The sequence below is a fragment of the Gemmatimonadaceae bacterium genome (genome assembly GCA_019752115.1).
GTDB lineage: Bacteria > Gemmatimonadota > Gemmatimonadetes > Gemmatimonadales > Gemmatimonadaceae > Gemmatimonas.
The window spans coordinates 136,883-151,019 of sequence record JAIEMN010000024.1 but is presented as its reverse complement, the minus strand read 5'-3'; the positions used below and the strand labels follow the sequence as shown (position 1 = coordinate 151,019).

Here is a 14,137-nt window from a genome sequence, read left to right as displayed (position 1 = left end):
CGCGTCACCGACTCACTCACGCCGCTGTGCGCGGCGTCCGTGCCAGCGCTTCCGCGGTGAACGCCTTGATGCGCTGTTCGGCCACCTCGCAGCCGAAGTGCCGCTTCCACTTGAACAGCGATCGTTCGAGACGCGCGACGTTGCGCGCCATCGCCTCAGCCGGTGTGGCACCGAAGCGCACGACATCGACATCGATCACCAGTGCCTCGGCGCTGCGTCCCGGCGGCGTGCGCACCAGAATGTTCTTGACGTTGAGATCGGGGTGCACCACGCCGTGCTGCGCGAGACGTTCGAGCAGATTGAGGGTGGCCGCGAACGCCCCATCGCCATCGATGTGCGGCGCGAGCCCGGCGATGATCATGCCAAGATCGGCGGTGTCGGCCACGTACGCGGTGCAGACGTCCACGCGCGCGAGTCCGAGCGGTGCCGGATAGAGCGCGTACGCCACGACATCCGTGGAGGGGATGCCGAGGGCACGCAGTTCGATCGAGCGCTCCACCTCGAGCGGTGCCCGGGTGGGGCGTCGGAAAAGATCGCGCGTAAAGGGCGCGAGGAGGCCGCCGTGCCAGGCGTGTCGCACCACGACGGTGCGGCGGCTCTCGGGGAGCGTGGCCACGTACACCGGCGCGCGCCCCCGCAGCGCGCGCGGCTGCGGCTGCGACGACGCCCAGTCGTACAGCGTGCCGTGGCGCTGAATCAGCGCCGCGAACTCGGGGGCCAGCGGCGGCCGGGCGTGAATCTCCGCGCCGGGCACGACCAGCGGCTGCAGTGGCGTCGCGCGACTGCCGGTGGTCACCAGCTCCGAGAGCATCGTCATACCGGCACGCCGGTGAGCTGCCACACGCGGGCATCCTCGCCCGAATTGCGACGCACCTGCAGATCGGCGCGCAGCAGACGCGGTTCCATCGCCGGCAGGGCCTCACAGAGCGCGTCGCTCCCCAGCACCTGGCCGCCGGCAGCCAACCCGCACAACCGATTGGCGACGTTCACCGTGTCACCGATGAGCGTGAACTCGAGCCGCCGTGGCGACCCGATGTTGCCCACAAACGCGTCGCCGGCGTGAATGCCGATCCCCACCAGCAGCTCCGGGCGTCCTTCGCGGCGCCATCGCGCGTTCAGCTGCGCGAGCTCGCGCTGCATGTCGAACGCGGCCAGCAGGGCCAGCTGCGCATCCGTGGCACCCGGCTCCGGGACCCCCCAGTACGCCATGACCGCGTCGCCGATGAACTTGTCGAGCGCGCCCTCGTGGCGGAACACGCAATCGACCATGCGTGCGAAGTACTCGTTGAGCTGCTGCGCCATCTGCGTCGGCGGCAACGACTCGGCAACCTTCGTGAAGCCGCGCACGTCGGTGAACATCACGACGACGCGCTGACGGACACCGCCCGGTTGCACCGACTGCTGGCCGCCGGCAATCCGTTCGGCGAGCTGCGGCGTGAAGTAGCGCTCGAAGTTCTCGCGGACACGGGCCGCCTGCTGGAGCTTCTCGGTCTGCTGTTCGCGTTCCACGGCGGCCGACGCGATGCCGGCAAAGGCCACGAGAAAGGCGAGATCCCCGTCGTCGAACTCGCGATGCTCGGCGAGGTGGTCCACGTACAAAATGCCAAGGGTGCGCCGTTCCTCACCGATGAGCGGCGCGGCCATGGCCGACGACACCGACTGCTGAATGACCGACTCGCCCACGGTGCGTTCATCGCGGGCGGCATCGTTGGTCAGCAAGGCCACCTGGCGTTCGGCCACGCCGCTGGCGATCGCGCGCGGCACGGGGCGTGGAATGGCCCCCGTGCGATCCCGCGAGATGCGCGTCTCGAGCGTGCCATCGGCGCCAGCGAGGAGGATCGCCACGCGATCGGCGTTGAAGCTCACGAACAGATCGTGGGCGATCGCCTCGAGCAGTGGATCGAGATCGGTGAACGTGCCCAGGCGCTGGGCAATACTGACCAGCTGCGCGAGACGCTTGGGGGCGGCATCACGCGCGGCTGCGACATCAGCGAGCGCCTGTTCACGGCTCGGGACGACGCGCTCGCGGAGCAGGGTGGCGCCGGAATCGAGGGGAGGCGTCGACGGCGTCGGGCGCTGGGCGGCGTCGCGCGCCTCCAGCACGTTGAACACCACGGTGCCGAACGCCACCGTATCGCCAGCCTTGGCGGTGGCGCGGGTGATGCGCGTCCCGTTGATCCACGTCCCGTTGCGGGAGCCGAGATCGGTGACGTGCACGCGGGGCGTGCGCTCATCGAGCCGCACCTCGGCGTGGCGCCGTGAGACCGCCGGGTCGAGGATCGGGAGATCGCTCACCGGATCGCGCCCCACCATCAGGGTCGCAGTCCCGGTGATCGAGAAACGGCGATCGCCGGCGGCAGAAACGAGAACGAGTGGCATATCAGCGCGACGGCGCGGACGCCGCCGACGCGGCCCGGGCACGACCAATGGCGGTGAGCATGGCCCGTGCCTTGTTCTCGGTCTCTTCCCACTCCTTCTCGGGCACCGAGTCGTGCACAATGCCCGCACCGGCCTGGACCGACGCCACGCCGTCGGCGATGACGCAGGTACGAATCGTGATCGCGAGGTCCATGCGCTGGTCGCCGGCGCCGATGAGGCCGAGGGCGCCCGCATACGCACCGCGTCGCTCGGGCTCGAGCTCGTCGATGATCTCCATCGCGCGCACCTTGGGCGCGCCCGTCATGGTCCCCGCCGGGAACACCGCACGGAAGGCATCGAGGGCACTCGAGCCGTCGCGCAGCTCCCCTTCGACCTGGCTCACGATGTGAAACACGTGCGAGTACTTCTCCACCACCATGAGATCGGTCACCGCTACCGTGCCGTACTTCGCGAGGCGACCGACATCGTTGCGGCCGAGATCCACCAGCATCACATGCTCAGCGCGTTCCTTTTCGTCGGCCATCAGCTCGGCTTCCATCGCGGCGTCCTGCTCGGGCGTCTTGCCGCGCGGCCGCGTGCCGGCGATGGGGCGCACGGTGACCCGGCCATCGGCCACGCGGACCATCATCTCCGGTGAGCTCCCCACGAGCTCGAGGCCATCGAGCTGCAGGTGGAACATGTACGGCGACGGATTGAGCGCGCGCAGGGTGCGGTACAGCGTCGTCGTATCGAAGTCGAGGGTGACTTCCATGCGCCGCGCGAGCAACGCCTGAAAGACGTCGCCCGACAGGATGTACTCCTTGATGCGCTGGACATCGCGCATGAACGACGCGCGATCATAGCGGGAATGCGCCACCGCGGGCGCGGCACGCTCATCGAGTTGCAGGGCAGGGAGCTGCTCCGGCCCCTGCAGGCGGGCGATCGTGTCCTCGAGCGTTGCCGTGGCGCGCGCATGCAACGCCACGAGCTCGGCGTCAGACGCCTGCGCGGGAACCGGCGCCGACACAATCACGCGCGCCTGACCACGCCAGTTGTCGATGACCACCAGGGCATCGGTGAACACGAAGCAGGCATCGGGATACTGCAGGGCCCGCGGCGGCGCATGCGGCAGACGCTCGATGTGGCGCACCACGTCATACGACATGAAACCCACCGCGCCACTCCAGACGGCGCCGAGCTCCGGCGCCTCCACCGGACGCATGTCGCGCACGATGTCCCGCAGGTCCGCGATGGGATCCGCGGGCGTGCGGGCGCCATGCCAGCCACGCTCGGGGGTCCAGTCTTCCACCACGCCATCACGCAGGCGCCACGCGCCGCGGGGCTCGGAGCCGAGGTAGGTGTAGCGGGACCAGTTCTCCCCACGCGTGATCGCCGACTCGAGCAAAAAGGCGAACGGCCCACGCCGCAGCTTGGCAAAGGCGGAGATGGGCGTACACAGGTCGAGCAGGCAGTCGCGCCAGACGGGCACAAGCCCGCCGGTGGCGAGGCACTGCTCCGCTCGGACACGGAAGTCGGCAAACGTGGTCATCCCGGGAAAGTTCGCCGAAGCGCTCGCTGCGGGGCAAGCGACGCCCTAGCATTGGAGCATGATTTCGCTTGGCAACGGGACAACCCGGCTCGATGCCCGGGTCGTGGATGTGGTGGTGCTGGCGCCGGCCCCAGCGGGTGCTGCCAGCCGCTGGCAGGTACTCACCCTCCGCCGCGCCGCCGGCACGCGGTGTACGGGGGCGTGGGAAATCGTGCACGGCCGGATCGAGGCCAACGAGGCGCCGCCCGCGGCGGCGCGGCGCGAGGTCGCCGAAGAGACCGGCCTTGCCGTGGAGCGCCTCTACAGCCTCACGGTCAACCCGTTCTACTTGCACCCGATGGACACGATCCAGCTCGCCGTCGTCTTTGCGGCGGTGGTCGATGCCACGACCGCGATCCAGCTGGGCGTTGAGCACGATGCGTACGCGTGGCGCACCCCCGACGACGCCTGTAGGGAGCTGGCGTGGCCCCGCGAGCACGAAGCCGTGCGCTACGCCATGCACCTGTTGCGGTCGGGCGATGCCGGCCCCGTCGAGGACGTGCTGCTCGTGCCCGACCGGTCGCGCTGACCTGATCGGCCGCCGGCCTACTCGGGCGGCTTCCGCTGCGCCTGTGCGCGGCTGCGTACCAGCGACCGTTCACGCTCCACGCGCTGGAGCACGCCGCTCCAATCGGTGGCGCTGCTGGTGCCTTCCATCGTGGCGGTGAGCGGCTGATTGAGATCGAGCTGCCCGTCGAACACGAGGAGCGCGCTCTGCACCTCGCGCTGCTTGAGGCGGTACTCGCCAAAGCCCGGCGTCAGCGGCACCAGGTCGAGTGGCCGGAAATCGCGCCCGGTGTTGTTGATGATCAGCTCATTCGGTGAGAAGCGGGTCTCGCCCTGCTCAAGGGCGAAGAAGCTCACGTACCAGAGCGAGTAGGCCGGCAGGCGATTGCGCTCGCGAATGGCATTGAGCGCCGTCGCTCGGTTGGCGGCCAGATCATGCAGCGTGCGATACGAATCCGGGGAAAGCAGGCGGATGAACCGCTCGTCGAGCGGGATGGCGCGCACCTGCAGGCCGTTGGCCGGTGTGATGCGGAGCGCGATGTCATCCTGCCGCAGCGAGCCAAAGCCGGTGGGCACCCAGTTCGCATCGAGCGTGTCACCCACCGGCAGTCCGCCGGCGCGTGTGTTCCCCGCCGCACCCTGCGCGGGCAGCGAAGGTGCCGAGGCGCACGCGGCCAGCAGCAGCGCCCCGGCGCTCACCAGCAGGGCCCGGGAGCGACTCACGGCTGTGCGCTCCGCCAGTCGGGGAGCGCCAGCACCGACACCACCGCCGAAGCAAGCTCATCGCGGCCGGCGCCCGTCTGTGCACTGAACGGCACCACCTGATCAACCTCGAGGCCCAGCGTATCGCACAGCTGCTTCACCCGCGGGGCCACCTCGGCCTTGCGCAGCTTGTCGGTCTTGGTGAAGGCAAAGATCGTGGGTACGCCGAGGTCGGCGAGGAAGTCGAGCATCTGCAGATCATCGTCGGTTGGATCGTGGCGCACATCGAGCAGTTGCACCACACCGCGCAGCACCGGGCTTTCGCGCAGATAGCCCTCAATGAGCGGGCGCCACTCCGCCTTGCGCTCCTTGCTGATGCGCGCGTACCCGTAACCCGGTAGGTCGGCGAGCACGAACTCGCGGTTCACATTGAAGAAGTGAATCTCGCGCGTGCGCCCGGGCGTGTTTGACACGCGGGCAAACGCCTTCCGCTTCATCAGCTTGTTGAGCAGCGAGCTCTTGCCCACGTTCGAGCGGCCGGCAAAGGCGATCTCCGGCAACTCTGCGGGCGGCCGCCAGCCTCCCTGGCTGGCCATGGGTCCCAGATACTCGAGATGCCGGATGACGAGCGGATCGGTGGTCGTCATCGGCGCTCAGCTCGTGTGGAGGGCATCGCCGCTCATGACCACGCGTTCGCGGGTCGCGGCAGCGGCCTTCTTGCCGCGCTTCTTCGCCGGCTTGGCGCGTCGCACCGGCGTCATCACGGGCGTGCCGCGCAGCGCGAGCGCCAGCACGTCGTCCATCGACTTCGCCGTATGCCACGTCACGCCGGCGCGTACCTCGTCGGGCAACTCGGCGAGATCCTTCGCGTTGCCGTGCGGCACGATCACGTGCGAGATCCGATTGCGATGCGCCGCGACGCCCTTCTCACGCACGCCGCCGATGGGCAGCACGCGGCCGCGCAGCGTGATCTCCCCAGTCATCGCGACATCGCCGCGCACCGGAATGCCGGTGAGCGCCGACGCGAGGGCGGTGGCCAGCGCGATGCCCGCCGACGGCCCGTCCTTGGGCGTCGCACCGGCCGGCAGGTGGACGTGGATATCCTTCGTCCGATGGAAGTCGGGCGAAAGACCCAGCGCATGGGCCCGGGCGCGCACGTAGCTCAATGCCGCGGCCGCCGACTCCTTGATGACATCGCCGAGGGTGCCGGTGAGCTGCAACCGGCCCCGCCCGGGGAGCACGGTGACCTCGATCTCCAGCACTTCGCCACCGGTGTTCGTGTAGGCGAGGCCGGACGCCACGCCCACCTGATCCTTGAGCGACAGGTCTTCGTCGTCATGCGGCGCCGGGCCCAGCATGACCGGCAGATCCTTCACCGACAGCGTGACCTTGCTGCGCCCATCCCACGAGCGCCGCGCGAGCTTGCGCGCAATGCGCGCGATACGCCGCTCGAGGTCACGCACGCCGGCCTCGCGCGTCCAGCCGCGAATGAGCGTCGTGAGCACCTCGCGGGGGACCGTCACGCGCTCCACCGGCACGCCATGCGCGGCCAGCTGCTTGGGCTGCAGGAACTGCTCGGCGATCGCCAGCTTCTCCGGCTCGAGATAGCCGGGAATGCGGATGATCTCCATGCGATCACGCAGCGCCTCGGGGATGGAACCGAGCGAGTTCGCCGTCGTGATGAAGAGCACTTGCGAGAGGTCGTAGTCGACCTCGAGGAAGTGATCGTTGAAGGCGTTGTTCTGCTCGGGGTCGAGCACCTCGAGCAGCGCGGCCGCCGGATCGCCACGCCAGTCGCTGCCGAGCTTGTCGATCTCGTCGAGCAGGATGACCGGGTTCACCGATTCCGCGCGACGCATCGCCTGAATGATCCGGCCGGGCAGGGCGCCGATGTACGTGCGGCGATGGCCGCGAATTTCGGCTTCGTCGCGCACGCCGCCCAGCGCCATGCGCACGAACTTGCGGCCGAGCGCATGGGCGATGGAGCGTCCGAGCGAGGTCTTGCCCACGCCGGGTGGCCCCACGAGACAGAGGATGGGCCCCGGGAGATGACCGACGCGGCCGAGCACGGCGATGTGATCGAGGATGCGCTCCTTGACCTCATTGAGCCCGTGGTGATCGTGGTCGAGCGATGCCCGGGCCTGATCGAGGTTGAGTACGTCGTCGGTGCGCGTGGTCCACGGCAGGCCGAGCACCCAGTCGAGCCAGCCGCGGGCGACCGCGGCATCGGGACTCGTGGGGGCGCTCCGCTTGAGCCGTCGCAGTTCCCGATGCGCCCGCGTCGCCACGGCCTCGGGGAGACCGAGGGCGGCAATCTGCTTCTCCATCTCCTCGAACTCGTCGCCGTCTTCCTGGCCGAGTTCCTTGTGGATGGCGCGCAGCTGCTCCTGCAGAAAGAACTCGCGCTGGTTCTGGAAGAGTGAACCGCGCACCTGCTCGTCGATCTTGCGTTCGAGCTTGAGCAGTTCGAGTTCGGTACCCAGCGTGCTCACGAGCCCGGCCGCGAGTGCGTCGAGCGATTCGCTTTCGAGGAGCGCCTGGCGCTGTTCGATCGCAACCTGGAGATGCGCGGCGATCCCAAACGCCATGCGCTCCGGATCTTCGAGCCCCTGCAGCAGCCCCACGACTTCGGTCGGGAGGCGCCGCTGGAGGCCGGCGTACTCTTCGAAAAGCGTCAGCGCATGGCGTACCGTGGCGAGCACGGCATCGGCTGCGGCATCGCGGTCGGCGGCCCGACGCCCCACGGGCGGGTGGGCCATCGGGAACGGCGCGACAGTGGCCTCGAGCAGCGGGGACCCCCGACGCGCCACCACGCGGGTGATGCGCACGCGTTCGACGGCGTCCACGAGGATGCGCATGGTGCCGTTGCCGCCGCGACTGACCTGCTGCACGCGGGCGCGCACGCCGACGCGGAAGAGGTCGGCCTCCTTCGGCACGTTCACGTCGGCGTGCTGCTGCGTGACGAGCACGATCTCGCGCGTGGTGCCGTCGCCGGCGGCGTTGACGGCGGCGAGCGAGCCTTCACGGCCAATCAGGAGCGGCATCGCGACGTGGGGGAACAACACCACGTCCCGAAGCGGAAGGACCGGCAACCTGGGGCTGCCGGTCCTTGCGGAGGTGCGGGCTTTCGGGCTCAGGCTTCCTTCTTCTGCCGCTTGGGCGCGATCTCGAGGAGTGGGGGCGCGCCGCTCAAGACTGCGGTTTCGGTCACGCGCACTTCCACGACATCGTCGCGGGTCGGCAGCTCGAACATGGTGTCGAGCAGGGTTTCTTCGAGGATCGCGCGAAGACCGCGCGCGCCGGTGCCGCGCTTGAGCGCCTTCTGCGCCACGGCGCGCAACGCCGACTCCTCGAAGGTGATCTTCACTTCCTCGAGATCGAAGAGGCGCTGGTACTGCTTGGTCAGCGCGTTCTTCGGCTCCTTGAGGATGCTCACCAGCGCCTCTTCGTCGAGCGCCTCGAGGGGCACGCACACGGGGAGACGGCCGACGAGCTCGGGGATGATGCCGAAGCGGAGCAGGTCATCGGGCTCGACTTCCGCGAAGGGCGTCTTGGGGGTGGTCTGCTTGATGGCCACCACCTTGCTGTCGCTCTTCTTCGTCTCGAAGCCCAGCTGCCGCTTGCCGGTGCGGCTCTCGATGATCTTCTCGAGGCCGTCGAAGGCGCCGCCGCAGATGAACAGGATATCCTTGGTGTTGATCTGGATGTACTCCTGCTGCGGATGCTTGCGGCCGCCCTGCGGGGGCACGCTGGCCACGGTGCCTTCGAGAATCTTGAGGAGCGCCTGCTGCACGCCCTCACCCGAGACATCACGGGTGATGCTCGGGTTCTCCGACTTGCGCGCGATCTTGTCGATTTCGTCGATGTACACAATGCCGCGCTCGCATTCGGCGACGTTGAAGTCACCGGCCTGGAGCAGGCGGACCAGAATGTTCTCGACGTCTTCGCCGACGTAGCCGGCCTCGGTCAGCGTGGTGGCATCGGCGATCGTGAAGGGCACGTCGAGGATGCGGGCCAGCGTCTGGGCGAGGAGCGTCTTGCCGGTGCCGGTGGGACCGATCAGCAGGATGTTCGACTTGTCGAGTTCGACGTCGTCTTCCCGCGCCGACCCGGCGGCATTGATGCGCTTGTAGTGGTTATAGACCGCGACCGAGAGCGCCTTCTTGGCCTGTTCCTGGCCGATGACGTACTGGTCGAGGATGTTCTTGATCTCACGCGGCGTGGGGACCTGCGTGATGGATTCGGCAACCTCGCGCTCCTCGTCCTCGGCAAGAATCTCATTGCAGAGGGCGATGCACTCGTTGCAGATGTAGACCGAGGGGCCCGAAATGAACTTCCGGACGGCGTCCTTGGACTTGCCGCAGAAGGAGCAGCGCAGGTGCTTGTCGTGGGACATGTCGATCCGGAACGGTGGGCAGCCGGGAACGGTCCCGGCGAGACGGCATGACGGGTCCCCTCGCGGGGGAGTCCGCCACTGGTCATGGTAGAGTTAACGCCTGCTGGCGTACAGGGTCAAGCGAACCCCGACCTTGGAAAGTGTCGGCAGCACCCGGGAAACCCCATAGCGCGGGCTTTCGTTCGCGCTACTGTAGAGTGCTGTCACGGTGCTACCCCGCGGGGACGGTTTCGTCCCGCGGCCTCCCCCCGCCCGCAACCCCCGGACCCTCCCCCCGGGGATGAGGTTTTCGCACTCCCATGTGGCCGTTCGAAGGCTTCCTGATGGTCCATATCTCGACCGGGGCCGTCGGTCTGCTCCTCTTCTGGATCCCGGTCATCGGGCGCAAGGGCAGCCAGGCCCACCGGAAGTGGGGGAACATCTACGCCCGGTTGATGCTGGTGACCGCCTCCATGGCCTTCTGCATGGCCATGACCACGCTGGCCTCGCCAATCGTCACCCACCCCAAGCAGGTGGCCCTCAACTGGCCCCAGTACCGCATTGAGGGGATCTTCGGCTGGATGATGGCCTATCTGGCCATCCTCACCGTCCAGCTGGTCTGGCACGGGGTGGTGACCATCCGGAACAAGAAGCAGCACGAGGCCAACCGGCACTGGGCCAATATCGGGATCAACGTACTGGTGATCCTGGCCGCGCTGACCTGCGCCTATCGGGGCTGGCTGATTAAAGAAGCCCTCATGATGTGGTTCGCCGTGGTCGGTGTGGCCTCGGGGCTCACGAATCTCTGGTTCATCCTGCTGGCCACGCCCAGCAAGATCCTGTACCAGCTGGAGCACGTGAAGGCGATCGTCGGCTCGGGGATCTCGGTGTACACGGCGTTCATGGCCTTCGGCTTTGTGCGCCTGGCCCCCGGCCATGCCCTCAACCCCAAGATGTGGGCGATCCCGCTGGCGGTGGGGCTGGTGATCATCATTTACCACCAGGTGCGGATCCAGCTCGCCTTCCGACGGCCGCGTCGCGTCGCGGCCGCGGCCGATCAGACGGCGGCCGCGTGACGGGGCTCTGGCGCCCGCCAGCGCCGACGCCGCGCGGACCGGTCCCTTCGCTCCTCCGCCTCATCTGGCGCCGGGAGAAGGACCTGCTGAGCCTCCTGCCGGACATCGCCTACCGCGAAATGGTGACGCCGCTGGGCTACACCCGGCGCGGTATCCTGCTGGTCAACGACCCGCAGTGGGTGAGCAAGATTCTCTCCGACCACGACACGTTCCCCAAGAACGATCTGTTCGTGGAAGCGCTCGAGGATCTGGTGGGGAACTCGATGTTCGTCACCAGCGGCGACACCTGGCGCCGCCAGCGCAAGATGGTGGACCCCGCGTTCTCGCACATGCGCATCAACCGCGCCTTCGAGTTCATGGGCGCGGCGGTGGACGACTACGAGGCGCGCCTCGCCCGGCAGGCGGCGAGCGGCGAGGTGTTCTCGCTCGACGCCGCCATGAGCCATCTCACCGCCGACGTCATCACGCGCACGATCTTTTCGGTGCCGCTCGACGAAGGGCCGAGCCAGGCGGTGTTCGACAACTTCATGCGCTTCGAGCGACAGGTCGGGAGCATCGACCTCAAGCGCCTGCTCTGGGACAAGCCCTGGAGCCCGCATGAGCAGCCGGCGGCCGTGCGCGAGGCCTGCGCGAACATCCGTGAGCAGCTGGGGCGCATGCTCGACGAGCGACTCAAGCATCCGGAGTACGACGACATTGCCGGCGCCGTGCTCGAGGCGCGCGATACGGACACGGGTCAGCCGTTCACGCGTGAGGAGCTGATCGACCAGCTCGGGGTGTTCTTTCTGGCCGGCCACGAGACGACGGCGAGTTCGCTCACCTGGGCGTTCTTCATCCTCTCGCAGCGCCCGGATGTGGTGGCGCGCATCCGCGACGAAGTGGCGAGCGTCGCCGGCGACGGGCCCGTGCTGCTGGAGCACACGAAGCGGCTGCCGTACATCCGCAACTTCTTCCGCGAAGTGCTGCGGCTCTATCCGCCGATCACCTTCCTGCCGCGGGTGGCCGGCAAGGACACCGAGATCGCCGGCCGCCGCGTGCCGCGCGGCACGATGCTCATGATCGCGCCCTGGTCCATGCACCGGCACGTGAAGCTGTGGAAGGACCCGGAACGGTTCGATCCGGACCGCTTCCTGCCGGAACGCGAAGCGCAGCAGGTGCCGGGGAGCTACCTGCCGTTCGGATCGGGGCCGCGCGTGTGCGTGGGAGCGGCGTTTGCGACCATTGAGACGGCGCTCATTTTGGCGCGGCTCACGCGGCGGTTCGACTTTGTGTCGTTGGACGCCTCGTCCGTGCGGCCATACGCAAGGCTGACGACGAGACCGGCAACGGAGATTCGTGCGCAGGTACGGGTCGCTTCGCTCGACTGATACCGTAGTTCAGGGGCCAGGGGGAAGGGTCTAGGGGGAAGTGAAAGCGGAGGGGGGAGTGCGCGTTGCGCACTCCCCCCTGACTCCTTCTGCCTGGCCTCTACACAACGGTGATCGTGGCAGGCACCCGCTCACGCATGCCAACGAGTGCTCGTCAACGCGCTCACCTCGCGGCCAGTTCCGCCTGCAACGAAATCACGTTGTCAATCAGGCCGTAGACCTTGGCGTCATCGGCGCTCATGAAGCGGTCGCGGTCCGTGTCGCGCTCGATCTGCTCGACCGGGCGGCCGGTGTGCTTGGCCATGAGCTCGTTCATCTTGCTGCGGAGATAGAGAATCTCCTTGGCCTGGATCTCGATGTCGGACGCCGAGCCGCCGCCGCCGTTCTGGGACGGCTGGTGGATCATGATGCGGCTGTGCGGGAGCGCGCTGCGGTGACCGGCGGCGCCGGCGCAGAGCAGGAAGGCGCCCATCGAGGCGGCCATGCCCATGCACGTGGTGTACACGGGGGCCTTGATGAACTGCATCGTGTCGTACATCGCGAGGCCGGCCGAGACCGAGCCGCCCGGCGAGTTGATGTACAGGTGGATCGGCTTCTCCGGGTTGTCCGCGTCGAGGAACAACATCTGCGCAATGATGATGTTGGCCACGTCGTCATTGATCGGCGAACCGAGGAAGACGATGCGGTCCATCAGGAGGCGCGAGAAGATGTCGTACGTCCGCTCGCCGCGGCTCGAGCGCTCGATGATGTACGGCATGTAGATCGATGCCATGCTGCGTCTCTCCAGTACGGAAGTGAAGTCGGGGCGGCTTACGCGCCCGCGACGGGATTCTTCTCGAGCAACCACGTGAACACGCGCTCTTCGGTGATCTCGCGTTCGATCTCCGTGAGGCGGTTGGCCTTCTGGAGCTGCGCGTACACCGCGCCCGGATCAGCGTTCCGGGCCTTCGCCAGCTCTTCGATCTTGGCGTCGACATCCGCCGCGCTCGCCGCGAGGTTCTCCTTCTCGGCGATCGCATCGACGATCAGATCCCGCCGGACCTGACGCTCGGCCATCGGCATGAACTCCTGCCCAAACGTCTGCTTCTGCGCTTCGGGCACGCCGTACATCTGCATGTAGCCGTCCACCAGCTGCATCACCCACGCCTTCGGCACGTCGAACGGATTGGCGGTGATGATCTGCTCGATCAGCTGCCCGCGCACTTCCGCATCGGCCTCACGCTTGGCGTGTTCGCCCATGTCCGTCTTCACCGCGGCACGGAGCGCCTCGATCGTGTCGAAGTCGCCGATCTCGCGCGCGAACGCGTCGTCGAGCGCAGGGAGCGCCTTGCGCTTCACGTCCTTCACCACGACGCGCACCATCTTGGTCACGCCGCGCTGCGCCTCATCGGGGAAGTCCTCGGGCCAGCGCACGTTGCGCTCGCTGGTCGCGCCGGGGGCCGTCTCCATGATGAGCTCTTCGATGCCGGCGATGGCCTGGCCGCCACCGAGCACGATGCGATACTCCTTGCCCTCCGGGAGCGTGCCGTCGGCGTCGGCCGTGGACAGCATCACCGTCACCATGTCACCGGGCGCCGCCTTCTCGTCCACCGGCGTCCACTCGGCCTTCTGCTCGCGAATGCGCTCGATCTGCTCCTCGACCGCCTCGTCCGTCACCGCGGTTTCGGTGCGCGTGACGCTGAAGCCGTCGATCTTTTCGAGGGTGAGCTCGGGGCGCACTTCGCAGTGCAGCTCGAACTCGAGCGGCTGGCCCGGCTCGGCCTTGAGATCGTGCACGTGCGGCTGCGCGGCGAGCTTGAGGCCCTCGCGCTCGATCGCCTCACGGAACGCTTCGTTGATGACGATTTCGATGGCTTCCTGACGGACCGCCTCGGGGAACTTCTTGCGCACCATGCTCGGCGGCGCCTTGCCCGGGCGAAAGCCAGGGATGCGGACCTGCGTCGCGTACTTGCGCGCCGCCTGGTCTTCGTACGACGCGACCGTTTCGGCCGGCACCGTGATCTGGAGCCGCCGGGACACGCCGGCCGTCTCAGTGGGGGTGATGGAGATGTTCATCTTGAGAAATCTAGCAAGGGAGGGGAACAACGGAGAGCGGGCGGACAGGCCGCACGTGAGGGAAGAGGGGGAGCAGTCCGGGGGAGGTGGAAATGACGAAGGGCAGTCC

General features: G+C 67.9%; 12 protein-coding genes. 3 read left to right on the top strand and 9 right to left on the bottom strand.

Going from position 1 to position 14,137, the window contains the following annotated elements:
• Positions 1-16: 16 nt before the first annotated feature.
• Genes K2R93_13305 through K2R93_13295 form a run of 3 tightly spaced genes read right to left on the bottom strand, consistent with a single transcriptional unit; the run spans position 17 to position 3,907 of the window.
• Entirely contained in the window at positions 17-817 is an 801-nt protein-coding gene (locus tag K2R93_13305; protein ID MBY0490812.1) for a lipopolysaccharide kinase InaA family protein, read from the bottom strand.
• Positions 814-2,379: an FHA domain-containing protein gene (locus tag K2R93_13300; protein ID MBY0490811.1), complete on the bottom strand. Its 1,566-nt coding sequence runs from the start codon at positions 2,377-2,379 to the stop codon at positions 814-816. The genes K2R93_13305 and K2R93_13300 overlap by 4 nt, the downstream gene beginning before the upstream one ends.
• 1 nt (position 2,380) lies before the next feature.
• Complete coding sequence (locus K2R93_13295) at positions 2,381-3,907, bottom strand: chorismate-binding protein (protein MBY0490810.1); 1,527 nt, start codon at positions 3,905-3,907, stop codon at positions 2,381-2,383.
• Between the two features lie 58 nt (positions 3,908-3,965).
• On the opposite strand from K2R93_13295, the gene K2R93_13290 reads away from it, so the two are divergent.
• Positions 3,966-4,475, top strand: a complete 510-nt coding sequence (locus K2R93_13290; protein MBY0490809.1) for an NUDIX domain-containing protein — start codon at positions 3,966-3,968, stop codon at positions 4,473-4,475.
• 17 nt (positions 4,476-4,492) lie between these two features.
• On the opposite strand, the gene K2R93_13285 is transcribed toward K2R93_13290, so the two are convergent.
• The 4 genes from K2R93_13285 to clpX form a co-directional block, all read right to left on the bottom strand.
• On the bottom strand, positions 4,493-5,176 hold the full coding sequence (locus K2R93_13285) for a hypothetical protein (GenBank protein MBY0490808.1): 684 nt from the start codon (positions 5,174-5,176) through the stop codon (positions 4,493-4,495).
• A complete protein-coding gene (gene yihA, locus K2R93_13280; protein MBY0490807.1) occupies positions 5,173-5,802 on the bottom strand; it encodes a ribosome biogenesis GTP-binding protein YihA/YsxC in 630 nt (209 codons plus the stop codon). Before yihA ends, K2R93_13285 begins: the two co-directional genes overlap by 4 nt.
• 6 nt (positions 5,803-5,808) lie before the next feature.
• Positions 5,809-8,223 (bottom strand): endopeptidase La, encoded by a 2,415-nt coding sequence (gene lon, locus K2R93_13275; GenBank protein MBY0490806.1) that lies wholly within the window; start codon positions 8,221-8,223, stop codon positions 5,809-5,811.
• A gap of 65 nt (positions 8,224-8,288) precedes the next feature.
• Entirely contained in the window at positions 8,289-9,551 is a 1,263-nt protein-coding gene (gene clpX, locus K2R93_13270; protein MBY0490805.1) for an ATP-dependent Clp protease ATP-binding subunit ClpX, read from the bottom strand.
• Positions 9,552-9,850: 299 nt separating this feature from the next.
• On the opposite strand from clpX, the gene K2R93_13265 reads away from it, so the two are divergent.
• Both K2R93_13265 and K2R93_13260 read left to right on the top strand, forming a co-directional pair.
• Positions 9,851-10,606 carry a hypothetical protein gene (locus K2R93_13265; protein MBY0490804.1) on the top strand — a complete coding sequence of 252 codons (756 nt, stop codon included), beginning with the start codon at positions 9,851-9,853 and terminating at the stop codon, positions 10,604-10,606.
• Positions 10,603-11,973 carry a cytochrome P450 gene (locus tag K2R93_13260; protein MBY0490803.1) on the top strand — a complete coding sequence of 457 codons (1,371 nt, stop codon included), beginning with the start codon at positions 10,603-10,605 and terminating at the stop codon, positions 11,971-11,973. Before K2R93_13265 ends, K2R93_13260 begins: the two co-directional genes overlap by 4 nt.
• Before the next feature lie 163 nt (positions 11,974-12,136).
• Here the strand turns inward: K2R93_13260 and K2R93_13255 are convergent, their stop codons facing one another.
• Both K2R93_13255 and tig read right to left on the bottom strand, forming a co-directional pair.
• Complete coding sequence (locus tag K2R93_13255) at positions 12,137-12,745, bottom strand: ATP-dependent Clp protease proteolytic subunit (protein ID MBY0490802.1); 609 nt, start codon at positions 12,743-12,745, stop codon at positions 12,137-12,139.
• 38 nt (positions 12,746-12,783) lie between these two features.
• On the bottom strand, positions 12,784-14,028 hold the full coding sequence (gene tig / locus K2R93_13250) for a trigger factor (GenBank protein ID MBY0490801.1): 1,245 nt from the start codon (positions 14,026-14,028) through the stop codon (positions 12,784-12,786).
• Positions 14,029-14,137 lie beyond the last annotated feature (109 nt).

Coding starts and splice junctions, on each gene's coding strand:
- K2R93_13305 (MBY0490812.1), bottom strand. CDS start 817: ATGACGATGCTCTCGGAGCTGGTGACCACCGGCAGTCGCGCGACGCCA.
- K2R93_13300 (MBY0490811.1), bottom strand. CDS start 2,379: ATGCCACTCGTTCTCGTTTCTGCCGCCGGCGATCGCCGTTTCTCGATC.
- K2R93_13295 (MBY0490810.1), bottom strand. CDS start 3,907: ATGACCACGTTTGCCGACTTCCGTGTCCGAGCGGAGCAGTGCCTCGCC.
- K2R93_13290 (MBY0490809.1), top strand. CDS start 3,966: ATGATTTCGCTTGGCAACGGGACAACCCGGCTCGATGCCCGGGTCGTG.
- yihA (MBY0490807.1), bottom strand. CDS start 5,802: ATGACGACCACCGATCCGCTCGTCATCCGGCATCTCGAGTATCTGGGA.
- clpX (MBY0490805.1), bottom strand. CDS start 9,551: ATGTCCCACGACAAGCACCTGCGCTGCTCCTTCTGCGGCAAGTCCAAG.
- K2R93_13265 (MBY0490804.1), top strand. CDS start 9,851: ATGTGGCCGTTCGAAGGCTTCCTGATGGTCCATATCTCGACCGGGGCC.
- K2R93_13255 (MBY0490802.1), bottom strand. CDS start 12,745: ATGGCATCGATCTACATGCCGTACATCATCGAGCGCTCGAGCCGCGGC.
- tig (MBY0490801.1), bottom strand. CDS start 14,028: ATGAACATCTCCATCACCCCCACTGAGACGGCCGGCGTGTCCCGGCGG.